This window comes from Kitasatospora sp. NPDC051164 (assembly GCF_044455625.1).
In the GTDB taxonomy this organism is placed as follows: domain Bacteria; phylum Actinomycetota; class Actinomycetes; order Streptomycetales; family Streptomycetaceae; genus Kitasatospora.
Window position 1 is genome coordinate 126,677 of record NZ_JBITFB010000002.1, and the last position, 23,917, is coordinate 150,593.

20 protein-coding genes are annotated in these 23,917 nt (G+C 72.7%); 9 read left to right on the forward strand and 11 right to left on the reverse strand.

What is annotated here, in order from left to right; translation table 11 throughout:
• Positions 1 to 167: 167 nt before the first annotated feature.
• On the reverse strand, positions 168 to 857 hold the full coding sequence (locus tag ACIBEC_RS03115) for an ABC transporter ATP-binding protein (protein WP_360491902.1): 690 nt from the start codon (positions 855 to 857) through the stop codon (positions 168 to 170).
• Between the two features lie 205 nt (positions 858 to 1,062).
• Between ACIBEC_RS03115 and ACIBEC_RS03120 the strand changes: the two genes are divergently transcribed.
• Both ACIBEC_RS03120 and ACIBEC_RS03125 read left to right on the forward strand, forming a co-directional pair.
• Positions 1,063 to 2,307: a histidine kinase gene (locus ACIBEC_RS03120; protein WP_360491905.1), complete on the forward strand. Its 1,245-nt coding sequence runs from the start codon at positions 1,063 to 1,065 to the stop codon at positions 2,305 to 2,307.
• The gene (locus tag ACIBEC_RS03125; RefSeq protein ID WP_360491908.1) at positions 2,304 to 2,996 is read left to right on the forward strand and encodes a response regulator transcription factor; all 693 of its coding nucleotides are present in this window, start codon (positions 2,304 to 2,306) and stop codon (positions 2,994 to 2,996) included. Before ACIBEC_RS03120 ends, ACIBEC_RS03125 begins: the two co-directional genes overlap by 4 nt.
• A 98-nt stretch (positions 2,997 to 3,094) precedes the next feature.
• On the opposite strand, the gene katG is transcribed toward ACIBEC_RS03125, so the two are convergent.
• Positions 3,095 to 5,314, reverse strand: a complete 2,220-nt coding sequence (gene katG, locus ACIBEC_RS03130; protein WP_360491911.1) for a catalase/peroxidase HPI — start codon at positions 5,312 to 5,314, stop codon at positions 3,095 to 3,097.
• A 231-nt stretch (positions 5,315 to 5,545) separates the two neighbouring features.
• Here katG and ACIBEC_RS03135 point away from each other — a divergent pair, with 231 nt between their 5' ends.
• Positions 5,546 to 5,959: a Fur family transcriptional regulator gene (locus ACIBEC_RS03135; RefSeq protein ID WP_360491914.1), complete on the forward strand. Its 414-nt coding sequence runs from the start codon at positions 5,546 to 5,548 to the stop codon at positions 5,957 to 5,959.
• 56 nt (positions 5,960 to 6,015) lie between these two features.
• Here ACIBEC_RS03135 and ACIBEC_RS03140 read toward each other — a convergent pair whose 3' ends face one another.
• Positions 6,016 to 7,317 (reverse strand): cytochrome P450, encoded by a 1,302-nt coding sequence (locus ACIBEC_RS03140; RefSeq protein WP_360491917.1) that lies wholly within the window; start codon positions 7,315 to 7,317, stop codon positions 6,016 to 6,018.
• A 141-nt stretch (positions 7,318 to 7,458) separates the two neighbouring features.
• Here ACIBEC_RS03140 and ACIBEC_RS03145 point away from each other — a divergent pair, with 141 nt between their 5' ends.
• From ACIBEC_RS03145 to ACIBEC_RS03155, 3 genes are all read left to right on the forward strand, one after another.
• On the forward strand, positions 7,459 to 8,079 hold the full coding sequence (locus ACIBEC_RS03145; protein WP_360491920.1) for an L-threonylcarbamoyladenylate synthase: 621 nt from the start codon (positions 7,459 to 7,461) through the stop codon (positions 8,077 to 8,079).
• A 90-nt stretch (positions 8,080 to 8,169) separates the two neighbouring features.
• The gene (locus ACIBEC_RS03150; RefSeq protein WP_360491923.1) at positions 8,170 to 10,977 is read left to right on the forward strand and encodes a tetratricopeptide repeat protein; all 2,808 of its coding nucleotides are present in this window, start codon (positions 8,170 to 8,172) and stop codon (positions 10,975 to 10,977) included.
• A gap of 177 nt (positions 10,978 to 11,154) precedes the next feature.
• Complete coding sequence (locus tag ACIBEC_RS03155; RefSeq protein ID WP_360491926.1) at positions 11,155 to 11,817, forward strand: NAD(P)-binding domain-containing protein; 663 nt, start codon at positions 11,155 to 11,157, stop codon at positions 11,815 to 11,817.
• A gap of 24 nt (positions 11,818 to 11,841) precedes the next feature.
• Here the strand turns inward: ACIBEC_RS03155 and galK are convergent, their stop codons facing one another.
• Positions 11,842 to 12,990 carry a galactokinase gene (gene galK, locus ACIBEC_RS03160; RefSeq protein WP_360491929.1) on the reverse strand — a complete coding sequence of 383 codons (1,149 nt, stop codon included), beginning with the start codon at positions 12,988 to 12,990 and terminating at the stop codon, positions 11,842 to 11,844.
• Positions 12,987 to 14,138: a galactose-1-phosphate uridylyltransferase gene (galT, locus tag ACIBEC_RS03165; RefSeq protein ID WP_360491932.1), complete on the reverse strand. Its 1,152-nt coding sequence runs from the start codon at positions 14,136 to 14,138 to the stop codon at positions 12,987 to 12,989. The genes galK and galT overlap by 4 nt, the downstream gene beginning before the upstream one ends.
• A 104-nt stretch (positions 14,139 to 14,242) precedes the next feature.
• On the opposite strand from galT, the gene ACIBEC_RS03170 reads away from it, so the two are divergent.
• Complete coding sequence (locus tag ACIBEC_RS03170) at positions 14,243 to 15,052, forward strand: DeoR/GlpR family DNA-binding transcription regulator (RefSeq protein ID WP_360491935.1); 810 nt, start codon at positions 14,243 to 14,245, stop codon at positions 15,050 to 15,052.
• A gap of 11 nt (positions 15,053 to 15,063) precedes the next feature.
• Here ACIBEC_RS03170 and ACIBEC_RS03175 read toward each other — a convergent pair whose 3' ends face one another.
• The 6 genes from ACIBEC_RS03175 to ACIBEC_RS03200 form a co-directional block, all read right to left on the reverse strand.
• Positions 15,064 to 16,230: a LacI family DNA-binding transcriptional regulator gene (locus ACIBEC_RS03175; protein ID WP_360491938.1), complete on the reverse strand. Its 1,167-nt coding sequence runs from the start codon at positions 16,228 to 16,230 to the stop codon at positions 15,064 to 15,066.
• 88 nt (positions 16,231 to 16,318) lie between these two features.
• On the reverse strand, positions 16,319 to 18,040 hold the full coding sequence (locus ACIBEC_RS03180) for a glycoside hydrolase family 36 protein (protein ID WP_360491941.1): 1,722 nt from the start codon (positions 18,038 to 18,040) through the stop codon (positions 16,319 to 16,321).
• A gap of 2 nt (positions 18,041 to 18,042) precedes the next feature.
• A complete protein-coding gene (locus tag ACIBEC_RS03185) occupies positions 18,043 to 18,870 on the reverse strand; it encodes a carbohydrate ABC transporter permease (protein WP_360491944.1) in 828 nt (275 codons plus the stop codon).
• Entirely contained in the window at positions 18,867 to 19,790 is a 924-nt protein-coding gene (locus tag ACIBEC_RS03190) for a sugar ABC transporter permease (RefSeq protein ID WP_360491946.1), read from the reverse strand. Before ACIBEC_RS03190 ends, ACIBEC_RS03185 begins: the two co-directional genes overlap by 4 nt.
• A complete protein-coding gene (locus ACIBEC_RS03195; RefSeq protein ID WP_360491949.1) occupies positions 19,787 to 21,133 on the reverse strand; it encodes an extracellular solute-binding protein in 1,347 nt (448 codons plus the stop codon). The genes ACIBEC_RS03190 and ACIBEC_RS03195 overlap by 4 nt, the downstream gene beginning before the upstream one ends.
• A 241-nt stretch (positions 21,134 to 21,374) precedes the next feature.
• Positions 21,375 to 21,971 carry an isochorismatase family protein gene (locus tag ACIBEC_RS03200; RefSeq protein ID WP_360491952.1) on the reverse strand — a complete coding sequence of 199 codons (597 nt, stop codon included), beginning with the start codon at positions 21,969 to 21,971 and terminating at the stop codon, positions 21,375 to 21,377.
• 293 nt (positions 21,972 to 22,264) lie between these two features.
• On the opposite strand from ACIBEC_RS03200, the gene ACIBEC_RS03205 reads away from it, so the two are divergent.
• Positions 22,265 to 22,840 (forward strand): TetR/AcrR family transcriptional regulator, encoded by a 576-nt coding sequence (locus tag ACIBEC_RS03205; RefSeq protein WP_360491955.1) that lies wholly within the window; start codon positions 22,265 to 22,267, stop codon positions 22,838 to 22,840.
• Between the two features lie 109 nt (positions 22,841 to 22,949).
• The gene (locus ACIBEC_RS03210; RefSeq protein ID WP_360491957.1) at positions 22,950 to 23,738 is read left to right on the forward strand and encodes an SDR family oxidoreductase; all 789 of its coding nucleotides are present in this window, start codon (positions 22,950 to 22,952) and stop codon (positions 23,736 to 23,738) included.
• Positions 23,739 to 23,917 lie beyond the last annotated feature (179 nt).

A 23,917-nucleotide genomic window follows, 5' to 3' on the forward strand; every position in this document is an offset into this window, starting at 1 on the left:
ACGCTTCGCTCGCTCATGCGCCCACCTCACTGCACTCGGCGAGCGCTTCGCGCAACGCGCACCCTTCGATAATGAACTCGCTTCGCTCGCTCATGCGCCCACCTCACTGCACTCGGCGAGCGCTTCACGCAACGCGCACCCTTCGATGATGAACTCGCTTCGCTCGCTCATGCCGCCACCGCCGAGTCCGCCTCGACCCGGCCGTCCCGCATCCGGACCGTGCGGGTGGCGCAGTCCTCGGCGAGCGTCAGGTCGTGGGTGACGATCAGGAGGGTCTGGCCGTCCGCGTGCAGGTCCCGGAACAGCGCCTTGACGTCCTCGCCCGAGGCCGAGTCCAGCGCACCGGTCGGCTCGTCCGCCAGCAGCAGCGTCGGCTGGTTCATCAACGCCCGCGCCACCGCGACGCGTTGGCGTTCACCGCCGGAGAGCCGGGCCGGGTGGGCGCGGGCGTGCCGGTCGATGCCGAGCGACTCCAGCAGCTCGCCGGCCCGGCGCCGGGCCTCCGCGCGCGGGACGCCGGCCAGTTCGCCGGCCAGGACCACGTTGTCGGCCACCGTGAGGTCGTCCAGCAGGTTGAAGAACTGGAACACCATGCCGATCGTGCCGCGCCGGTAGCGGGCGGAGGCCGCCTCGCCCAGCCGGTCCACCCGGACGCCGGCCACGGTGACCGTCCCGGCGCTCGGCCGGTCCAGCCCGGCCACCAGGTTCAGCAGGGTGGACTTCCCGCTGCCGGACGGCCCGAGCACGGCCACCGACTCCCCCCGCCGCACGCTCAGCGTGACCCCGTCCAGCGCCGCCCGGGCGCCCTCGCAGTGGCGGCCCACACCGCTCAGCTCGATCACCGGATCGCCGTTCATCCCCGCTCCTCGCCTCGTCCTGCCTGGTGACGAGGACGAAGGTACGGACGGGCGGCGCGTGCCCGCGTCCGTCTCCCGCGGCAACTTCGCTACCGCGTCCGGCGGACCCGACGCGTCGTCATCCTTCCGGGGTAGTCGCCGGGTGTAGTGGCTGCCGCTGCCTGCGGGGCTGTCCCCGGCACGGCCCGACCCCCACAATGTCCCGGTGATCAACCATCCGACGGTGCAACGGCTGCGCGCGGCGGCCACCCGGCCGGGCCGCGGCCCCGACGCCGCTCCCCCGCCCCGGCCGACCCGGCGCGGCCAGGCCTTCGACCTGGCCCTGGCCCTCTTCCTCGCCCTCACCTCCGGCCGCTACGCCACCATCACGGAGACGGCGGGTGAGTCCGTCCGGCACGGGCTGCTGCTGCTCGTCCCGCTCGTCCCGCTGCCGCTGGTGCTGCGCCGCCGCTACCCGCTGGCGGTGCTGTGGACGGTGCTGCCGGCCGCGCTGCTGGTCCGCCGGCAGTCGCCGGACATCGCGTACTCGGCGGGCGTGGCGGTGATCGTCGCCGCGTACAGCGCCGCCGCGTACGGGCGCCGCACGAGGGCCGTGCTGCTGAGCCTGCCGGCCGCGGCCGTCGCGCTGGTGGTGCTCTTCACCGAGGCCAAGCTGCCGCACTTCCCCAACGGGGTGATCGCCGTGCTGGTCCTGGTGCCGGTGTTCGCGGTCGCCTACGAGCTGCGGATGTGGCGCCGCCGGGTGGAGGAGGGGCGAGAGCGGCTCTCCGTCCTGGAGCGCGAGCAGCTGGCCGCGCTGCAACGCGCCGTGGAGCTCGAACGGGCGCGCATCGCCCGGGAGTTGCACGACGTGGTGACGCACAACGTGAGCATGATGACGATCCAGGCCGGTGCCGCCCGCAAGATCCTGGACACCGCCCCGGACAAGGCCCGCGAGGCGATGGCCGCGGTGGAGTCCGGCGGACGCGCGGCGATGACGGAACTACGGCACGTCATGGGCCTGTTGACCATCGACGCGGAGACCGGCGACGCCCCGGCCGAGGACGCCGACCTCAGCCCCCAGCCGGGTCTCGGCCGCCTGGACGCGCTGGTCGAGGGCGTGCGGCGGGCCGGGCTGCCCGTGGCGCTGGCCGTCCTCGGCGAGCGCCGGGCCGTCCCGCCCGGGGTCGAGCTGGCCGCCTACCGGGTCGTCCAGGAGGCGCTCACCAACAGCGTCAAGCACGCGGGCGGCGCCGACGCCACGGTGACCGTCGAGTACGCCCCCGACCGCCTGCGGGTGGAGGTCACCGACACCGGCGGGCGCGCCACCGGCGCCGCCGCCACCGGCAACGGACGCGGCCTGCTGGGCCTGCGCGAACGCCTCGCCGTCTACGGCGGCACCCTGCAGACCGGCCCCCGGCCGCGCGGCGGCTACCGCGTCACGGCCCTGATACCGCTGGAGAGTTCATGAACGCGCAGTCCTTGCGGGTGGTCGTCGCCGACGACCAGGCCCTGGTCCGCACCGGCTTCCGGCTGATCCTGGAGTCGGAGGGGATCGACGTGGTCGCCGAGGCCGAGGACGGCGAGCAGGCCGTCGCCGCCGTCCGCCGGACCAGGCCCGACGTCGTCCTGATGGACATCCGGATGCCCGTTCTGGACGGCCTGGAGGCCACCCGGCGCATCCTCGCCGACCCGGCGCAGGAGCCGCCGCGGATCATCATGCTGACCACCTTCGACCTCGACCACTACGTCTACGCGGCGATGGCCGCCGGGGCGAGCGGCTTCCTGCTCAAGGACGTCACCCCGGAGCACCTGGCCGCCGCCGTCCGGCTGGTCCGCACCGGGGACGCGCTGCTCGCCCCCGCCATCACCCGCCGCCTGGTCGAGCGCTTCGCCGCCCGCCCGGACGCCCCCACCGCGGCCGCGCCGCACCGCGAGCTGGGCACGCTCACCCCGCGCGAGCTGGAGGTGATGGGGCTGCTCGCGCGCGGCCTCAGCAACGCCGAACTCGCCGCCCGGCTGCAGCTGTCCGAGGCGACGGTGAAGACCCATGTCGCGCGGATCCTCGGCAAGCTGGGCCTGCGGGACCGGGCGCAGGTGGTGGTCGCGGCGTACGAGACGGGGCTGGTCAGTGTGGGGTCCCCCGGCGAACCCCGGTAACACGCGGCGGGAGCCCGGGGATTGGGCCCCCGGGCTCCCGCCGCGCTGGCACAGCGGAACAGCGGATCCGTAGCTTTGCGGATCCGCTGATCCACGGATCAGACGAGGTCGAAGCGGTCCGCGTTCATGACCTTGACCCAGGCCGCGACGAAGTCCGTCACGAACTTCTCCTTGGCGTCGTCGCTCGCGTACACCTCGGCGACGGCCCGCAGTTCGGCGTTCGAGCCGAAGACCAGGTCGGCCCGGGTGCCGGTCCACTTGACCCGGCCCGATGCGTCGCGGGCCTCGAAGGTGTGCGAGTCCTCCGAGGTGGCCGCCCAACGGGTGTCCAGATCCAGCAGGTTGACGAAGAAGTCGTTCGTCAGCACGCCGGGGGTCTCGGTGAGCACGCCGTGCGCGGACTGGCCGTGGTTGGCGCCCAGCACGCGCAGGCCGCCGACCAGCACAGTCAGCTCGGGGGCGCTCAGGCCCAGCAGGTTCGCCTTGTCGAGCAGGAGGTACTCGGCCGGCAGCCGGTTGCCCTTGCCGACCCAGTTGCGGAACCCGTCGGCCTTCGGCTCCAGCGCCGCGAAGGACTCGGTGTCGGTCAGCTCCTGCGGCGCGTCCACCCGGCCGGGCGCGAACGGCACCTCGACGGCGAGGCCGGCCGCCTTGGCGGCCTGCTCGACGCCGACGCCGCCGGCCAGCACCAGCACGTCGGCCAGCGAGACCTGCGTGCCGCCGTCGGCCTGCGCGTTGAACTCCTGCCGCACGCCCTCCAGGGTGCGCAGCACCGAGGCCAGCTTGTCGGGCTCGTTGACCTCCCAGCCGCTCTGCGGCTGCAGCCGGATCCGGCCGCCGTTGGCGCCGCCGCGCTTGTCGCTGGAGCGGAAGGAGGAGGCCGCCGCCCAGGCGGTGGAGACCAGCTCGGCCACCGACAGGCCGGTGGCGTTGATCCGCCGCTTGAGGTCGGCCACGTCGGCCGCCCCGACCTGCTGGTAGTCGACCGTCGGCAGCGGGTCCTGCCAGAGCAGCTGCTCGCTCGGGACCTCCGGGCCGACGTAGCGGACGATGGGGCCCATGTCGCGGTGGGTGAGCTTGTACCAGGCACGGGCGAAGGCGTCGGCGAACGCGGCCGGGTTCTCCAGGAAGCGCCGGGAGATCGGCTCGTAGACCGGGTCGAAGCGCAGCGAAAGGTCGGTGGTGAGCATGATCGGGACGTGCCGCTTGGCCGGGTCGTGGGCGTCCGGGACGGTGCCCTCGCCGGCTCCGTCCTTGGGCTTCCACTGGTGGGCGCCGGCCGGGCTCTTGGTGAGCTCCCACTCGTAGCCGAACAGCGTCTCGAAGAAGCTGTTGTCCCAGGTGACCGGGGTGGGCGTCCAGGCGCCCTCCAGACCGCTGGTGATCGCGTCCCCGCCCACACCGGTGCCGAAGGCGCTCTTCCAGCCGAGGCCCTGCTGCTCCATCGGCGCGTCCTCGGGGTCCGGGCCGACGTTGTCCGCCGGGCCGGCGCCGTGGGTCTTGCCGAAGGTGTGGCCGCCGGCGATCAGCGCGACGGTCTCCTCGTCGTTCATCGCCATCCGGTAGAAGGTCTCGCGGATGTCGCGGGCGGCGGCGATCGGGTCCGGGTTGCCGTTGGGGCCCTCCGGGTTGACGTAGATCAGGCCCATCTGGACGGCGGCCAGCGGGTTCTCCAGCTCGCGGTCGCCGGTGTAGCGCTCGTCGCCCAGCCAGGTGGTCTCCGGGCCCCAGTAGACGTCCTCGTCCGGCTCCCACTCGTCGACCCGGCCGCCGCCGAAGCCGAAGGTCCGGAAGCCCATGCCCTCCAGCGCGACGTTGCCGGCCAGGACGATCAGGTCGGCCCAGGACAGGCTGCGGCCGTACTTCTTCTTCACCGGCCACAGCAGGCGGCGGGCCTTGTCCAGGCTCGCGTTGTCGGGCCAACTGTTCAGCGGGGCGAAGCGCTGCTGGCCGCCACCGGCGCCGCCGCGGCCGTCACTGATCCGGTAGGTGCCGGCGCTGTGCCAGGCCATGCGGATCATGAACGGGCCGTAGTTGCCGTAGTCGGCCGGCCACCAGTCCTGGGAGGTGGTGAGCACCTCCTGGATGTCCCGCTTGACGGCCGGGAGGTCGAGCGCGCCGAAGGCCGCCGCGTAGTCGAAGTCCGCTCCGAGCGGGTTGGCGACGGCGGGGTTCTTGGCGAGGATCTTCAGATTGAGCCGCTCCGGCCACCACTGGCGGTTCCCACCGCCCTGGGTGGGGTGCGGCGCGCGCCCGTGGTTCACCGGGCAGCCCTCCGCGTTCGCCTCTACGCCGGTTGCATCGTGGATGTCAGACATGGGAATCCTTCCCTCACAAGGCGGATCACGGTGTCTTCTGTGCTACCTACGGCATCTGCTGCATGTGCTGCATCTACTGCTGGTACCTAGGCTAGCGCCGGAGCCGATCCTACGATGGACGGAATCCAAGTCAAGAAAGACACCAAACCCATATCCGATCGGGATCCGGAGGGCACAGGATGTGCATTGGTAAACTCCGGTCTTCCCCTTGACCTGAATAGGTGAACCGATATGAGTGACCTGCTGGAGCGGCTGCGCGGGCGCGGCTGGCGCCTGACCTCCCAGCGGCGTGTCGTGGCCGAGGTCCTGGACGGCGAGCACGTACACCTGACCGCGGACGAGGTGCACGCCCGGGCGGCGGAGCGCCTCCCGGAGATCTCCCGGGCGACGGTCTACAACACCCTCGGCGAGCTGGTCACCCTCGGCGAGGTCATCGAGGTCTCCACCGACGGGCGCGCCAAGCGCTACGACCCCAACGCGCACCGCCCCCACCAGCACCTGATCTGCACCGGCTGCGGCGCCATCCGCGACGTCCACCCCCTCGGCAACCCGCTGGCCGACCTCCCGGCGGAACAGCGCTACGGGTTCACCGTCTCCCAGGCCGAGGTCACCTACCGGGGGCTCTGCCCGCACTGCGCGGGCTGACCGTCCCGCTCGGCGGCGGGGATCGCCGTGGCGCGGCGCAAGACGCTGACGCGGCGTCAACTCCACTGGAGAGGAAGGGACTTGAGCCCGTTCTGGAAGTTGGAGACCAACCGCGTCGGCGGCCCGTCCGGAGCGAGTTCCAGACCGGGAAACTCGCCGACGATCCGCCGGAGCACGGCCGACATCTGGATCCTGGCGAGTTGCGCTCCCACACAGAAGTGCGGGCCGTAGCCGAAGCTGACGTGGTCGTTCGGCGTACGGGTGATGTCCAGGCGGTCCGGATCGGGGAAGACCGACTCGTCGCGATTGGCGGAGGCGTGGTACACCACCACCTTGTCACCGCGGCGGACCGGTTTCCCGGCCAGCACGACGTCCTGGGTGGCAGTGCGCCGGAACTCCAGGACCGGGGGCCAGAATCTCAGCAGCTCATCCACGGCCGAAGCGACCAGATCCGGCCGTCGGCACAGCAGGCGGTACTGGTCGGCGTGCGTGAGCAGGGAATACAGCCCTCCGGGCAGACCATTGCGCAGCGTCTCGTTACCGGCGACCCCGAACAGAAAGAACATCGTTTCGAATTCGGCGGCACTCAGTCCGGCTTCCCGCAGGCGGGCGACAATGCTGCCCGGTGGGGGCCGATCGGCGAGACCGTGCGCGTACCGGAACATGTCGGCGAGGGCCGCACGCGAACGCGGGTTGACCGGGCGGCCGTCCGGGGTGGTCAGGGCCGTGGGGCGGTGGGCGAGCGCGGCCCGACCCAGCTCGGTCAGGCGGGACGGGTCGGCGGTGCTGGACCGGGCGTAGTCGGGATCCTGGTAACCGATCACCCGATTCGACCAGTCGACCAGCAGCTGCTGGTCCTGCTCCGGCACCCCCAGGATCCGGGCCAGCGTCCACACGGGCAGATCGGCGGCCACCGGCACGAAGTCGACCCGGCCCAACGGGCGCATCGCCGCCACGAGTTCGGCTGCACGCCGCTCGATGGCGGCGGTCAGCTCGCGCAGCACCCGCGGGGTGAACGCCGCGGCGACGGCCCGGCGCAGCCGGGCGTGGTCGGGCGGGTCCTGGTTGAGCATCATCGCCCGGGCGAACTCCAGGTCGGCCGGGGTGTCGGGGTCGCGGATCTGGGTCGCGCCCAGGTGGGAGGAGAACAGCTCGGGACTGCGCAGCACGTGCTTCACGTCCGCGTGCCGCAGCACCGCCCAGTAGCCGCTCCCGCCCGGCCAGTCCCCCACCGCCGGCTCCTCCACCCAGCAGACCGGCGCCTCCGCCCGCAACTCGCGGAACAGGTCGTACGGCACGCCGTCGGCGTAGGTCTCGGGAAGGAAGATCCGGTTCACCCGCGCCTGGTCGAAGCCCATGCCGACCGACCGTACGCCACCACCCGGCGGCCGACCAGCGTCCGGCCCGATTCGCCCGCGCCCCCGCCTTTTCACGGGCGCTCGCGGAGCGGAAGGTCGCGGTTGCGCCCATCGGTCGCCGGAATCCCGTAGGGTCGGCCAATGGCGAAGTACTTCGACGTGCATCCAGAGTCTCCCCAGCCGCGCACCATCAGCACCGTGGCCGCCAGTCTCCGGTCCGGGTCACTCATCGCGTACCCGACCGACTCCTGTTTCGCCCTGGGCTGCCAACTGGACAACCGCGAGGGCCTCGAACGGATCCGGTCGATCCGGCGGCTCGACGAGCGCCACCACTTCACGCTGATGTGCGTGGACTTCGCGCAGCTCGGGCAGTTCGTCCAACTCGACAACAACGTCTTCCGCGCCATCAAGGCCGCGACGCCGGGCAGCTACACCTTCATCCTCCCTGCCACCAAGGAGGTTCCCCGCCGCCTGATGCACCCGAAGAAGAAGACGGTGGGCGTCAGGATCCCCGACCACACCGTCACCAGGGCGCTGCTCGCCGAACTCGGAGAGCCCCTGCTCTCCAGCACCCTGGTCCTCCCCGGCGACCACGAACCGATGACCCAGGGGTGGGAGATCAAGGAGCGCCTCGACCACGTGCTGGACGCCGTGGTGGATTCGGGCGACTGCGGCACGGAGCCGACGACCGTCGTCGACTTCTCCGGCGGCGAACCGGAGATCACCCGGCGGGGAGCCGGTGACCCCACGCGCTTCGAGTGACGGCCCGGGCACACCCCGCGGAGCCCCGACCGCACCACGGATCGGTGAGAATGGAGGCCATTCGACACACCGGGCGGCGGGGGCGAGCGGGTGCAGGGCTGGCAGGTCAGGAACGGCATCGACGGCGGCACGGTCAACGGCAACGCCTTCCAGGCGGGCGAGCTGACGGTCCACCAGTACGCGGCGCCGGCCGTCGAGGTGCGGTGGCCGATGGTGATCGGCCGGATCCCGCCGAAGGCGAGTGCCTTCCAGGCTCGGGAGGAGCTGCGGCAGGCCATCGACGAGGCCCGGAGGCAGCACGGGACGGTCGTGCTCAGCCAGGTGCTGGCGGGCGGTGGCGGCGTCGGGAAGTCCCAGCTCGCCGCCGACTACGCGCGCGCGGCCGTCGACGCCCGGACGGACCTGGTGCTGTGGGCCGATGCAACCGAACCCGCCACCGTGACGGACGTCTACGCGAGGGCCGCTGCGGCGGTCCGGGTCGCGGGAACGACCGGTGAGGCCGAACAGGATGCGGAGCGCTTCCTGGAGTGGCTGGCGACCACCGATCGCCGGTGGCTCATCGTCCTCGACAACACCACCGAGGCGACCCCCGACGTCCTGTGGCCGACCACCTCCCGGGGCGGGCACGGGCGGGTCATCGCCACCACCCGGCACCGGGGCGCCGCCGCCACCGGCAGCGACCGGGCACTGGTCGACATCGGCACCTACTCCCCCGCCGAGTCCGTCGCCTACCTGCGGGAGCGGATGGACCGCGCCGGCTGCGCCCACTTCCTCGACGAGCACGCCGCCGAACTCGCCGCCGCCCTCGGCCACCTCCCGCTGGCACTCGCCCACGCCGCCGCCTACATGGTCAACAAGCAGCGCAGCAGCGGCCGTTACCTCCAGCTGTTCCGTAACCGCAGCCGCACCCTGGACCAGGTCCTGCCGTCCCGGTCCGGCGCCGACGGCTACCGGGGCCCGGTGACGGCGGCGCTGCTGCTGTCGGTGGACGCCGCCCAGCAGGAGGAGCCGGTCGGGCTCGCCCTCCCTGCCCTGCGGCTCGCCGCCCTTCTCGACCCGGCGGGCCACCCGCAGGACCTGTGGGCGACGCAGCCGGCGCTGGACCACCTCGGCGACGCGGCCGGCACGCGGATCGAAGCGGACGACGCCCGGGACGCGCTCGCCGTCCTGCACGCCTACAACCTGCTCACCCTCAGCGAGGCCCCGCACCGGGAGGTGAGCGTCCACGCGCTCACCTCCCGGGCCGCGCGCGACGCCACGCCCGAGGACGAGCGTCCGCACCGGGTGGCCGCCGACGCCCTGGTCGAGCTGTGGCCCGAGGAGGACCACACCGATCGGGAACTCGCGGCCGTGCTCCGCAGCAACGGCGCCACCCTGGCCGAGTACGCGGGGGACGAGCTGATGGAACCGGCCGACGGGGCCCACTCCCTGCTGCACGTCATCGGCCTCAGCCTGATCGCGGCGGGGCTCCACACGCCCGCCGTCCGGCACTGGACCCGGCTCGTCTCCTCCTGTGAACGCGTCCTCGGCACCGAACACTCCGACACCCTCGCCGCCCGCAACAACCTCGGAGTCGGCTACCACGCCGAAGGACGCTACCGCGAGGCCCTGCACCTCCTGGAGCGGATCGCCGCCGACTCCCAGCGCGTCCTCGGTGCCGACCACCCGGCCACCCTGCAGTACCGGGCCAACCTCGCCGTCGACTACGCGCAGGTGAGACGCACCGAGGAGGCCATCACCCTGCTCGAGCGGGTGCTCGCCGACACCGAGCGCCTCGTCGGGGCCGACAGCCGCAAGGCCCTCACCACCCGCTCCAACCTCGCGGGCGCCTACCACGAGGCCGGCCGCACCGAGGAGGCCATCCGGCTGCGCGAGAGCGTCCTCGCCGACCGCGGACGCCTACTCGGCCCCGGCCACCCCGAAACCCTCCTCACCCATGCCGACCTGGCCGTCTCCTACGCACAGGCCGGACGTCTCAGTGACGCGGTCCGCATCAAGGAGCAGGTCCTGGCCGACACCGAGCGCGCCCTCGGCAGCGACCACCCGCAGACCCTCACGGCCCGGACGATCCTCGCCGCCTCCTACCGGCCGGTGGGACGCGTCGCGGAGGCCGTCACCCTGCTGGAGCGCACTCGGGCCGACGCCGAACGCGTCCTCGGTCCCGGCCACCTCCAGACCGTCCGGATCTGCGCCGAACTCGGCGAGGCCTATCTGGAGGCGGACCGCATCCGCGAGGGCATCGGCCTCAACAAGCGCGTCCTCGCCGACCGCGAACGCCTGCTCGGCCCCGAGCACCCCGCGACCCTCGTCACCCGGTCGAACCTCGCGAACGGCTACCTGTACGCAGGACGCGTCGAGGCGGCCACGGACCTCCACGAGCGCGTGCTCGCCGACCAGGAGCGCCTCCTCGGCCGCGACCACCCGGCCACCCTCAGCACTCTCGGCAACCTCGCCAACTGCTACCGGATCGCGGGACGCGACCACGATGCCGTCGCCATCGAGGAGCGGCTCCTGGCCGACCGCGTGCGCGTGCTGGGCCCGCACCACCCGAACACCCTGATCACCCGGCTCAACCTCGCCACCGGCTACCAGGGCCTCGGACGCCTCCAGGACGCGATCACGGTGCTGGAACACGTCGACAGGAAGACCGAGCGTCTCCTCGGCCGTGACCACCCACACCTCCTCCTTGCACGGGCCGGCCTCGCCACCCTCTACTGGTACACCGGTCAGCGGGCGCAGTCGCGGTGGCTGCTGCGGGCGACACTGACCGACCACGAGCGCGTCCTCGGGCCCGACCACCCGGCCACCGCCGCCTTCCGGGGGACGGTGTCGCGCTTGCTGAACGACCCCGAACCCGTGCCACCGGCCGCCGCCCACGGCAAGCGGAAGCGCCGCTGAGCACGTGGCTTCGGCGCGAGGCGGCCGAGGAGAGCAGCAGCCGCAGGGCGTCGTCGGACGGGGTGTCCGGGTCGGCGGTGCGGGCGGCCGGCGCCCGGGTGGGGAATCGCCGCGGTCACCGTGGGGTTGGGGCAGGGCGACGAGCCAATTGCGGCACTCGCAGACGAGGGGTTTCCCATGAAGATCGGCATCATCGGTGCGGGCAACATCGGCGGCAACCTGACCCGGCGGCTGGCCGCGCTGGGGCACGAGGTCTCGGTGGCGAACTCGCGCGGCCCGGAGACGCTGAAGGCGCTGGTCGAGGAGACCGGCGCGACGGCGGTGACGGTGGCCGAGGCGGCGCGGGGTGCGCAGGTCGTGGTCGTGACCGTGCCGCTGAAGAACGTGCCGGACCTGCCCGCCGGGCTGTTCGACGGGGCGGCCGAGGGTGTGGCGGTGATCGACACCGGCAACTACTACCCGAAGGAGCGCGACGGCCGGATCGACGCGATCGAGGACGACGGGCTCACCGAGAGCCGGTGGACGGAGCAGCACCTCGGGCACCCGGTGGTGAAGGTGTTCAACGGCACGTACGCGCAGGACCTGCTGGAGCGGCCGCTTCCGGCGGGCGACCCTGAGCGGATCGCCGTGCCGGTCGCGGGGGACGACGAGGCGGCCAAGCGGGTCGTCCGGGCGCTGGTCGACGAGCTGGGCTTCGACTCGGTGGACGCGGGCGGCATCGACGATTCCTGGCGCCAGCAGCCGGCCACGCCGGTGTACGGGCTGCGCGGCGGGGTCGAGGCCGTGACCCGGGCGCTCGCGGAGGCGCCCCGCGAGCGCCCGGCGGCCCACCGGGCGTAGCAGGCCCACCGGGCGTAGTAGGGGTCAGGCGAGCCGGCGTGCCCCCTCGGCCGGGACGGCGGTGAGGGTGCGCGGCTCGGCGTACCCGGCGGTGCGGAAGGCGGCGGTCACCCGGGCGGCGACGCGCTGGGCCTCGGCCGCGTCGACCAGGGCGATGACGGAGCCGCCGAAGCCGCCGCCGGTCATCCGGGCGCCGTGGGCGCCGGCGGCGAGGGCCGCCTCGACGGCAAGGTCGGTCTCCGGGCAGGAGACCCGGTAGTCGTCGCGCAGCGACGCGTGGCCGGCGGTGAGGATCGGGCCGAGCGCGGCGAGGTCGCCGGCGTCCAGGTGGGCGACGGCGGCCTCCACCCGCGCGTTCTCGGTGACCACGTGGCGCACCAACGGGCGCAGTTCCGACGGGAGTTCGCCCAGGGCGGCAGCGAGCCCCGCGGGCTGCAGCGAGCGCAGTGCAGGCAGCCCGAGCAGTTCCGCGGCCCGTTCGCAGCCGGCCCGCAGGGCGGCGTACGCGCCGTCCCCGAGGTCGTGCTTGACCCGGGTGTCGAGGACCAGCAGGGCGAGGCCCGCGCCCGCGAGGTCGACAGGCACCTGACGCATCGACAGGTCCCGACTGTCCAGGAACAGCGCGGCACCCGGGCGGCAGCACATCGAGGCCATCTGGTCCATGATCCCGCACGGCACGCCGACGAAGGCGTTCTCGGCGCGCTGTGCGAGCACCGCCAGTTCCGCAGCCGAAAGCCCCAGCCCGTACAGGTCGTTGTACGCGGTGGCGACGACGCATTCCAGGGCCGCCGAGGAGGAGAGTCCGGCGCCGCCGGGAACGTCGCTGTCCAGCCGGAGGTCCACGCCGCCGATCTCGTGCCCGGCCTCACGCAGCGCCCACACCACACCGGCGGGGTAGCCGGCCCAGCCGGGCACCGCGCCGGGGGCGAGGTCGGCGAGCCGCAGCACGGTGACCGGCCCCCGGCCCTGGGCGGACCAGAGCCGCAGCCGTCCGTCGTCGCGGCGGGCCACCTGGGCGCGGACGGTCTGCGGGAGGGCGATCGGCAGCACGAACCCGAGGTTGTAGTCGGTGTGTTCGCCGATCAGGTTGACCCGGCCGGGGGCGGCCCACTCCCCTTCGGCGGGGCGACCGTAGAGCTCGGTGAAGGTGTCGGGCTGGGCGAAGGTGTTCACGGGGCGACCTCCCGCAGCCGGCGGGCCGCGTCCTCGGGGGTGACGTCGTTGACGAAGGCGTCCATGCCGGATTCCACGCCGGCCAGGTACTTGAGCTTGTCGGCGGTGCGCCGAATGGTGAACAGCTCCAGGTGCAGGGCTAGTTCGTCCCGGTGGCCGGCGGGGGCCTGGTGCCAGGCGGAGATGTACGGGGTGCGGCCGCCTCCGAAGAGGCGGTCGAAGCGGCGCAGCAGCTCCAGGTAGAGGCCGGGGAATTCGGCGCGCTGTGGCTCGTCGAGGGCGGTCAGGTCGGGCACCCGGCGGTGCGGGTACAGGTGGACCTCGTAGGGCCAGCGGGCGGCGAAGGGGACGAAGGCCGTCCAGTGCTCGCCGGCGAGGACCACCCGGTCGCCGTGGGCGCCTTCGGGGTGGGCGCCTTCGGGGTGGGCGCGTTCGGGGTGGGCGCGTTCGGCGGCGAGGAGGTCGTCGAAGAGGTTGCGGCCGGTGGCGGCGCGGTGTTCGGCGGCGCGGGCGGCGATCCGGGCGGTGCGCGGGGTGGTGAAGGGGAAGGCGTAGATCTGGCCGTGCGGGTGGGCGAGGGTGACGCCGATCTCGGCGCCGCGGTTCTCGAAGCAGTAGACCTGCTGAACGCCCGGCAGGGCGGAGAGTTCGGCGGTGCGGTCGGTCCACGCCTCGAGGACCAGCCGGGCCCGCTCGGGGGTGAGGTCGGCGAAGGAGGCGTCGTGGTCGGCGGTGAAACAGACCACCTCGCAGCGGCCGGACGCGGGACCGCCGGTCCACAGGCCGTCGGCGGCCGGGGAGGGGTCGGCCGGCGGGCCGGCGAGCGAGGGGAAGCGGTTTTCGAAGACGGCCACCTGGTAGTCCTCGGCCGGGATCTCGCTGAGCCGCCCGTCCCGGGACGGGCAGAGCGGGCATTCCTCGGCCGGTGGCTGGTAGGTGCGGGCCTGGCGGTGGGCGGCGATGGTGACCCAGTCGCCGGTGGCCGGGTCGAGCCGGACCTCGGACCCGGGGGCCTGGGGGTCCAGCGGGCGCCGGTCGGGGGCGGTTCGGGGGGCGGCGGTGCCGCGGTCGTAGTAGATCAGCTGCCGACCGTCCGCGAGGGTGGTCGCGGTCCTGACGGTGGGCTGAGCCAGGGTCGTCCCGGGCATGGCCTTCTTCCTCTGAGTGAAGCCGTTGGAATCAACAGAAAGCTACACTCTCAAACATTATCCACCAGGACCACTCACCGGAAGTGGTCGAAGGAGGCCTCCCGATGGCTGACAGCGCCCAACCACTCGCCGGGCAGCGTCGCGTGCTGATCCTGGAGCAGGTCCGCGCGCGCGGCGGGGTCCGGGTGACCGAGCTGGTCCGGGACCTCGGGGTGTCCGACATGACGATCCGCCGCGACCTGGACGCACTGGCCCGCCGCGGCCTGGTGCAGAAGGTGCACGGCGGCGCGGTGCGGGTCGAAGCGCCGGCCAGCGGCGAGCCCGGGTTCGAGACCAAGGCGCACTGGGAAATGCCCGCCAAGGAGGCGATCGCCCGGGCGGCCGCCGCGCTGGTGCCGCCCGGCTCGGCGGTCGGGCTGGCCGCCGGAACGACCACCTTCGCGGTCGCCCGGCACCTGCGGGCGGTCGAGGGCCTCACCGTGGTCACCAACTCGCTGCGGATCGCCGACCTCCTCGAACAGCCCGACGAGGAGGGCACCCCGGCCACCACGACGGTGATCCTCACCGGCGGCGTCCGGACGCCCTCGGACGCGCTGGTCGGACCGGTGGCCGACCAGGCGATCCGCTCCCTGCACGTCAACCTCCTGATCCTCGGCTGCCACGGCCTCTCCCCCGAGACCGGGCTGACCACGCCCAACCTGGCCGAGGCGGAGACCAACCGCGCCTTCCTGCAGTCGGCCCGCCGGGTGGTCGTGGTGGCCGACCACACCAAGTGGAACGCGGTCGGCCTGGCCTCCTTCGCCACCCTGGAGCAGCTGGACGTCCTGGTCACCGACAACGCCCTGCCCGCCGAGCAGCGGGCGACGGCCGCCGGGCTGGTCGGCGAACTGATCGTCGCACCGGCCACCGAGTAGGACTCGTCCGCCTACCCGCTGCTCCCCCGCGCCACCAGCTCGGCAGGCAGCTCGAGCCCCGCCACCGGCCCCGCCTCCCCGCGCACCTGGCCGAGCAGTCGGCCCACCAGGGCGCCGGCGATCGCCCGCAGCGGCAGCCGGACGGAGGTCAGCGCGGGGTGCAGGTGGCGACAGAGCGGGGTGTCGTGGAAGCCGGTGACGGCCACTCCGCCGGGCCCGACCACCAGCCCTTCCGCCCGGACCGCCTCGTACACGTCCAGCGCCAGCAGGTCGCTGCCCGCCGCGAAGGCGGTCGGCCGGTCGGGGCCGCGCAGCAGCGCCCGGACGGCGGCGACCGCCGACCGAGGCGCCCCCGAGCCCTCCGCCGGGCCCGAACCCGCGGCGCCTTCCGCGGCATCCACCCCTGCCGAGCCTGCCGCGCCCGCCCCGCCGACGGCCCCCGCCCCGTCCGGACCGACTGTCCCGGCCGGACCGACCGGCGTCTCCGGAGCGCCCACCGTCACCGCGGACAGCCCCAGCCGCCCTGCCTCGGCGAGGAAGCCCGCCCGCCGGGCCGCCATCCAGGGCAGGTCCTCGGCGGCGCCGAGGTAGCCGATCCGGCGGTGGCCCAGCGCCGCGAGGTGCCGCACCACCGCCGCCATCGCCGCGTCGTTGGCGATGTCCACCCAGTGCTGCGGCTCCCCCGGGCCGGTGCGGCCGAAGCTGACGAAGGGGACGCCGAGCCGGGCGACGTGCGCGATCCGGGCGTCGTCGGCCAGCACGTCGGCCAGCACCAGCCCGTCCACCTGGCGGGCCGCCACCAGTTCGTCGATCGCGGCTGCCGGGTTCCCGGCCGGCGGGGCGGCCCGGAACAGCAGCACCCGCTGGCCCTCGGCTCCGGCCGCGTCGACCAGGGCCTCCAGGAAGCCGGCCATCAGCGGGTTGGGGTCGAGCGGGTCGTCGACCGGGGCGAGGTAGCCGAGGGTGCGCCGGGCGCCGCTGCGCAGTGAGCGGGCCGACTGGTCGGGCTGGTAGCCGAGTTCGCGGATCGCGGCGGTGACCCGGTCCAGGGTCGCCGGGCGGACCCGGTGCGGGGCGTTGAGCGCGTTGGAGACGGTCTGCCGGGAGACCCCGGCCGCGCGGGCGACCTCCTCGATCGTGGTGGCGCCGCGGCGCGGTCGCTGCGGTCCCTCGGGCATGCGGTCTCCTCCAGGCATGGTCGGCGGCGGTGCACGGCCGGCGGCAGTACACGGTCAGCGGCGGTGCACGGCCGGCGGCGGCACGGGGTCAGCGGCGCAGGGTCAGCAGCCCGCCGCGCGGCACGGGAATGGTGTCCGCCCGGTCCAGCTCGACCTCGCCCTGCCGGACGATACGCCCTCGGGCGTCCCGCACCGTCATCGCGGCGGTCCCGCTGCCGCCGGTGAGCCGGACGTCCGGGTCGGCGTCGGCGTTGGCCACCAGCAGGGTGCGCCAGCCGTCGTCGGAGGCGTCCACCGGCAGCGCGGCGTAGCGGGCGACGGCGACGGTGTCGGTTCCGCGCGCGGTGACCATCGGGTAGCCGAGGTCGGGCCGGGCGGGGAGCAGTTCGCCGAGCTGCAGGGTGGCGGTGTGGTCGCGGAAGACGCCGAGCCAGAAGGCGATGGCCTCGCGCTGCGCGTCGCTCAGCGTGGTGAGGTCGACGGAGACCTGCGGGACGGAGAACAGCACGTTGATCAGGTGGCAGGCGATCTGCTCCGGCGGTTCGGCCGGGTGCCACATCAGCATGTCGGCGTGGACGGGGACGGGCCCGGCGGCGAGGCGTACGTCGATGGTCCGCTGCCGGTTCTCCTGCGGGCTGAGCGGGCAGTCGGTGGCGCGGATCATGGTGACGTACGGCCACAGGCCCGGGCTGACGTACGGCTGGCGGTGCTCGATCATCGCCTCCGGGTCGGCGGCGGTGATCCGGCGCCGGATGGCGGCGAGCAGCCGCTGCACGCCCTCGTCCACGCTCGCGCAGTCCGCCTCGGGGCCGGCCTCCGGGGCGTCGGCGCTGTCGGCGGCGCGGGCGAACCAGTCGACGAAGTCGACCTTGAGGCCGTCCATGCCCCACTCCTCGACGGCGCGGGCGAGCCGGTCGGTGAGGAAGTCGCGGACCTCGGGGTAGCGCGGGTCCGCGACGATGGCGCCCATGTGGGCGATGTCGGCGAGCGCGTAGCGGCCGATCCTCTCGTACGCCGCACTGTCCTTGCCGATGAACGGCAGCGCGTACCAGAGCAGGTAGCGCACGCCGAGCTCGTGGACGCGCCGCACGTGGGCGGCGGTGTCGGGCAGCGAGACCGGCTCCCAGTCGCCGCAGTGGGCGTAGCCGCGGGTACGGTCGGCGGTCATCCAGCCGTCGTCCACGATGATCACGTCCATGCCGAGCTCCTTGCCGAGCGCGGCCTGGGTCTCGACGCCCTTGGGCGAGACGTCCTGGTGCATCGAGTACCAGGTGGAGTAGGCCGGGCGGCGGGCGGGCTCGGGGATGTCGGCCGTGAAGTCCTCGCCCCACCAGGCGGCGAGTTCGGCCAGGCTGCGGGCGTAGTGCCGGCGCGAGGTGTCGATCCGCACCGTGAGCCGGTCGGTGGCCTGCGCCCAGAACCGGAACTCGCCGGTCTCCTCGACCACTCCGGCCCCGGCCAGCACGTCGGGCCGCCCTGCGGCGAAGGCGCACAGCGTGACGTCGCCGGTGCCGACCAGGGCGGCGATCGGCGCGCCGATGGCCAGGCCGGTGCGGCGCGGGGCGCTCCAGGCGGCGGGCAGCCAGCCGGTGCCGCGCGGCTCAGGGGTCCAGAGGGAGGTGGCGTCGACGCAGGGCACCCGCCACTCGATCCGCACCTCGCCCGTGCCCTCGGCGCTCACCTCCACCACCCCGTCGCCCACCGAGCGGGCGGTCGCCGCACCGCTGACCCGCAGCTCCACGCCCTCGGCGTACAGCGGGCGCAGGCCGCCGGCGACCGTCGGGGCGTGCGGTTCCCAGATCTCGGTCATGATCAACCCTTCGTGGCGCCGGCCAGCAGGCCGGAGATGAACTGCCGCTGGAGGACCAGGAAGAGGACCATCATCGGCAGGGTGGAGAGCGCGGTGCCGGAGAGGATCGCGCCGTAGTCGGTGTTGCTCTTGTTGCCGTGCAGGGTGGCGAGGGCCACCGGCAGGGTGTGCATCTCGGGGCTGCGTAGAGCCACCAGCGGCCAGACGAACTGGTTCCAGGAGCCCAGGAACAGGAAGATCGACAGGGCGGCGAGCACCGGCCTCATGACCGGCACGACGACGCTCCACAGCACCCGGAACTCGCCCGCGCCGTCGACCCGGGCGGCGTCCAGGAGTTCGTCCGGCATGCTGGAGAGCGACTGGCGCATCAGGAAGATGGCGAACGGCACGCAGAGCCCGGGCAGGATGAGCGCCTGGTAGGTGTCGAGCAGCCCGAAGGACGTCATCATCTTGAACAGCGGTACCAGCATGACCTGTTCGGGCACCACGAGGGTGGAGAACAACAGCGCGAAGAGCACGGTACGGCCCCGGAAGCGGAACTTGGCGAAGGCGTACCCGGCGAGCAGTGCGACGATCAGCGCGCCGATCGTCTGGATCCCGGCCACCAGCAGCGAGTTGCCGACCACCCGGAGCAGGCCGATCTTCTGCTGGAGGTGGTCGAGGTTCTCGCCCAGGTGGCCGCCGGGCAACAGCTTGGGCGGCCAGTCGAAGATCTCCGTGTCCTGGCGGGTCGAGGAGATCACCAACCAGTAGAACGGTCCGATCGACAGGCCCGTGACGGCAGCCAGGACGAAGGTGAGCGGCCAGCCCCGCAGTTTCTTGAGGTTCACCGGTCACGCTCTCCCATCAGGCGCATCTGGACCGCTCCGAGCACCGACACGAGCAGGGTGAGCGCGTAGGCGATGGCGGAGGCGTAGCCGAAGTCGAAGTACCGGAAGCCGTTCTGGTACAGGTACATCGAGACGGTGAGTGTCGCGTTGTCCGGGCCGCCGCCGGTCAGCACGTAGGGCTCGTCGAAGAGTTGGAGCGTGCCGATGGTGGACAGCACGACGGTGAACAGCAGCACCGGGCGCAGCGCGGGGACGGTGATGGCGGTGAAGCGACGGATCGGTCCGGCGCCGTCGACCATCGCGGCCTCGTACAGCTCCTTGGGAATGCCCTGCAGGCCGGCCAGGTAGATGACCGCGTTGTAGCCGGTGTAGTGCCAGGTGAGCACCAGGACGACGGACATCCGGGCCCAGAACGGGTCGCCCAGCCAGTCGACGGCGGGCAGGCCGACGGCGTTCAGCAGCCAGTTGACCGCGCCGTTGTCGGTGTTGAGCAGGAAGGCGAAGATCACGCCCGTGGCGACCAGGCCGGTGACGGAGGGCATGAAGACGCCGAGCCGCCACACGGCGCGCCAGCGCACCACGACGGAGTTGATGCCGACGGCCATCAGCAGGGCCAGGCCGAGCATCAGCGGGACCTGCACGATCAGGATCTCGGCGGTGTTGCGCAGTGCCGTCCAGAACAGCGGATCGTCCAGCAGGCGCCGGTAGTTGGCGACGCCGGCGTTGCGGGTGGCGGCCCCGGAGCCCGTGGTGAAGGAGAGCAGCAGCGAGTCGATGACCGGGTAGGCCTTGAACACGCCGAAGGTGAGCAGGGCCGGGGCGAGCAGCAGGTACGGCAGGGCGGTGCGGCGCCACCGGAAGGTGCGGTGCGCCCGCGCGGCCTCCTTGGCGAGGGTGACGGACGGGGTGGCGGCGGTCATGCGATACCGCGCCCGGTCTGCTGGGCGAGCTGCTTGGCGGCGTCCTGGAGGACGGCGGCCGGGTCGCCGCCCTTGAGCAGGATCTTGGTCTGGGCGTCGCTGACGAGCTTGAGGGCGCGGGCGTAGTCGCCGGAGTAGTTGGTGGGGTCGCCGCCGTCGGTGGCGAGGTCGGCGAAGGTCTTGAGCACCGGCTGGCCGCCGTAGAAGGCGCTCGGCGCGGAGTACAGCGGGTCGGTGTAGGCCTCGGTGAGGGCGGGGAAGACGCCGCCCGCGTTGAACATGGCGTTGAGCGAGACGGGGCGGGTGAGCGCGTACTCGACGAACTTCCAGGCGGCGCGGCGGCGCGGACTGGAGGCGGCGACGGCCAGGTGGGTGGAGTTCACCAGGGCGGTGCGCTTGCCGCCGGGGGTGACCGCCGGGGGCTTGGTGAGGCGCCAGTTGCCGCTCTGGTCGGGGAACTTCTTCTCCAGGTAGTGCGCGGCCCAGGCGGGCATCGCGGCCACCGCGAGCTTGCCGGTCTTCATCACGGGCGGCCAGCTCTGGACGCCGGGGGTGTCGCCGATCATCCCGGCCTCCTCCAGCCGCTTGATGATGGTCAGGGCGCGCACGGCCGGCTCGGACCCGACGGTGATCTTCCCCTGGAGGTCGAAGTAGAAGGCGCCCTGGAGCTGCATCAGGCCCTGGAGGAAGTCCAGGTCGGGGGTCGGGTTGGCGGCCTTGTTGAGGCCGATCATGGCGATGCCGGGGTTGGCGGCCTTGAAGCGGTCGGCGACGGCGATCAGGTCGTCCCAGGTGGCGAGGGACTCGGGGTCGATGCCGGCCCGGTCGAAGTAGTCCTTGCGGTAGTAGAACCCGAGCGGGTTGACCTCCCAGGGCAGCGCGTAGGCGTGGCCGTCCTTGCCGGTGACGACCGGCCACAGGCCCTTGGCGAACTTGTCCTTGTGGGCGTCGGCGCCGAACTCGGAGAGGTTGGCGAGGCCGCCGGGGAACTTCTCCATGTACCCCGGCAGGTAGTCGCAGCCGATGTGCAGGACGTCGCCGAGGCCCTGGCCGCCGGCCGCCAGGCCGACGGTGATCTTGTCCCAGATGGCGGGTTCGCCGATGTCCTGGACGTCGACCTTGATCCCGGGGTTGTCCTTCTCGAAGGCCGGGACGATGCCGCGCAGGGCGTCGGCGGCGGTGGCCCAGGACCAGACGGTGATGGTGCCGGTGTCGGCGTCCCCGCCCGAGGCACCGCCCGAGCCGGAGCCGCCGCCGCAGGCCGTGAGGGCGCCTCCGGCGGTGAGGGCCAGCAGGCCGGCTCCGGAGGCGCGGAACAGGTCGCGTCGGGAAAGGTGTGACATTGCATTCCTCTCGGTGGGGCGGCGCTGGAGAGCAGGGAGGGGAGTGGGTGGCGCTCGCCATTTGATGCTTTGCAACGTTTTGAACGTTCAAACACACAAAACAAACCAGAACCAAACAGGTTCCAACGAGCGGGACACAGCAAACGCCCACCCTCCCCGCGCCGTCAACCCCTGGACGCGTGAAGGGTGGGCTCCGCAACCGTTCTGTTATCCGGCCAGGACGACCGGCCGGCCAGGGCGCCTACCCGGCCAGGACGACCGGAGTGCCCGCCAGGTCCACCCCCGCCCGACCCAGCTCCCCGAGCGCGGCGTCCGTGGTGTCGACGGCGACGCCCGCCGTGTAGTCCAGCAGGACACGGGTGGCGAACCCGGCCTTGACGGCGTCCAGCGCGGTGGCCTTCACACAGTGGTCGGTGGCGATGCCGACCACGTCCACCGCGTCCACGCCCTGGTCGTGCAACCAGTCGGCCATCGGCGTGCCGTCGGCGGTGAAACCCTCGAAGCCGCTCTTGGAGGCCGAGTGCGCACCCTTGAAGAACACCTCGTCCACGGCGCCGGACTCGACGGCCGGCGCGAACAGCGGATGGAACTCGCCGCCCTCGCTCCCCGCCACACAGTGCACCGGGAAGGAGTCGCGGAAGTCGGGGTTCGGGGAGAAGTGACCGCCCGGGTCGATGTGGTGGTCCCGGGTGGCGACCACCCGACTCCACCCGTTGCGATCCGACCCCTGAACGAGGTCGGCGATCGCCCGCGCCCGGTCGGCACCACCCCCGACCGGCACACTTCCGCCCTCGCAGAAGTCCTTCTGTACGTCCACCACGATCAGCGCACGGGTCATCGGCCGGCCTTTCCTCGGAGGTTCGGAATCGGCAGTTCGGAAACTGCGCCGCCCAGCTTGGCGTGCCCGTCGGGCGTGAACGAAGGAACCGGGCGACCGTTCACCCGAATGGCGTCGCTACGGGTCGGCGCGGGTTCGTCACCGCCATCAAGCGCGGCGGAGTTCCCAACTCCCGAACGCCCTTGCGCGAGAAGTCGGCCGGCCCGACTTCTCGCGCAACGACGACCCCGCCCCGCCGTCCCGCCGACGCCGAGTACTTGCCCTGGAGGTCAAGTACTCGCTACGGTAGGGCCATGGGCAGGCCGAAGAGCTTCGAACCGGACGTGGTCATCGCACAGGCGATGGAGACGTTCTGGACCAAGGGCTACGCCGACACCTCCCCCGCCGACCTCGCCGAGGCGACCGGCATCGGCAAGGGCAGCCTGTACCACTCCTTCGGTTCCAAGCGTGAGTTGTTCGCCAGGGCTCTGGACCTCTACGACCGAACCGCGGCAGAGGTGACCGAGGAGTTCCTGGCGCGGCCCGGCACCACCAAGGAACGCATCCGCGCGTACTTCGTCCTGCTCGTGGACATGGACCTGGACGGCCCGGTCCGCCGCGGATGCCTCGCCCAGAACACCGTTTCGGAGCTCGGCCGGCGGGACGAGCAGGCCACCCGCGCGGTGCGACGCATGGAGGAGCGCATGATCGGGCTGTTCACCGCCCGCCTCCAGCAGGGGCAGCGGGACGGTGACATCGACCGGGCCCTGGACGCCAGGGCGCAGGCGCTGTTCCTCCAGACCGCCCTTGCCGGGCTCCGGGTCATGGCCAAGACGTTCGACCGGCCGGTCCTGCACCAGATTATCGACACGACCCTGGCAGGCCTCTGAGGCAGACCACCTCAAGGCCTCTGAAACACGCCACCTCAAGCAACGGCGCTTTTTCGCCCTGATTTTAGACCTGCAGTTCAAGAATTCGTCATCCACGAACGGGGAAGTCATGGACCTCGGTATCAACGGCAAGACCGCTCTGGTCACCGGCGCGAGTCGCGGCATCGGCCTCGCGATCGCTCGGACCCTGGCTGCGGAGGGTGTCCGGGTGGTGGGTGCCGCCCGCACCGTCACGCCCGAGTTGGAGAAGGTCGCCGCCGCGGCGGTGTCCGTCGACCTGAGCACCCGCGAGGGGGCGCGGTCGATCGTCGACCAGGCGCTCACCGCGGTCGGCGGGATCGATTTCCTCGTCAACAACGTCGGCGCGGGCGACGCGAATTCGCTGTCCCTCGGCGGGTTCCTGGACACCGACGACGAACAGTGGCAGCGGATGTTCGATCTCAACCTGTTCAGCGCGGTGTGGACCACCAAGGCGGCGCTGCCGAGCATCCTGGAGCGCAAGGGCGCGATCGTGAACATCTCCTCGATCAACGCCCGCATGCCCACCGGCTCGCCGGTGGGCTACGGGGAGGCCAAGGCGGCGCTGACCCACTTCGGGAAGCGGCTCAGCGAGGAACTGGCGCCGCGCGGTGTCCGCGTGAACACCGTCACTCCGGGCCTCACCGCCAGTCCGCTGTGGACCGACCCGGCCGGGTTCGGCGGCAAGGTGGCCGCAGCGTCCGGCGTGGACCACGACGACCTGCTCGCGGCCCTGCCCGGGCAGTTCGGCATCGCCTCGGGCCGCCTCACCGCCCCCGAGGAGGTGGCGGACCTGGTCGCCTTCCTGCTGTCGGCCCGCGCCGCCAACATCCACGGCGCCGACCACGTCATCGACGGCGGCACCCTCAAGACCGCCTGACCGCGCTCCGCCGAGGGCCCGCCGCCTGAGCTCGCGAGCGCTGCCGCCGGAAATCCAAGCCCACACGGGTGCCGGGTGCGCGAGAAGTCGGCAGGGGCGGCAAATCGCGCACCCCGCCCCCGCCCCGGCCCACGTAGCCGAATAGGAAGTGCACGACCCGTTTACCGGGGGTGAACAAG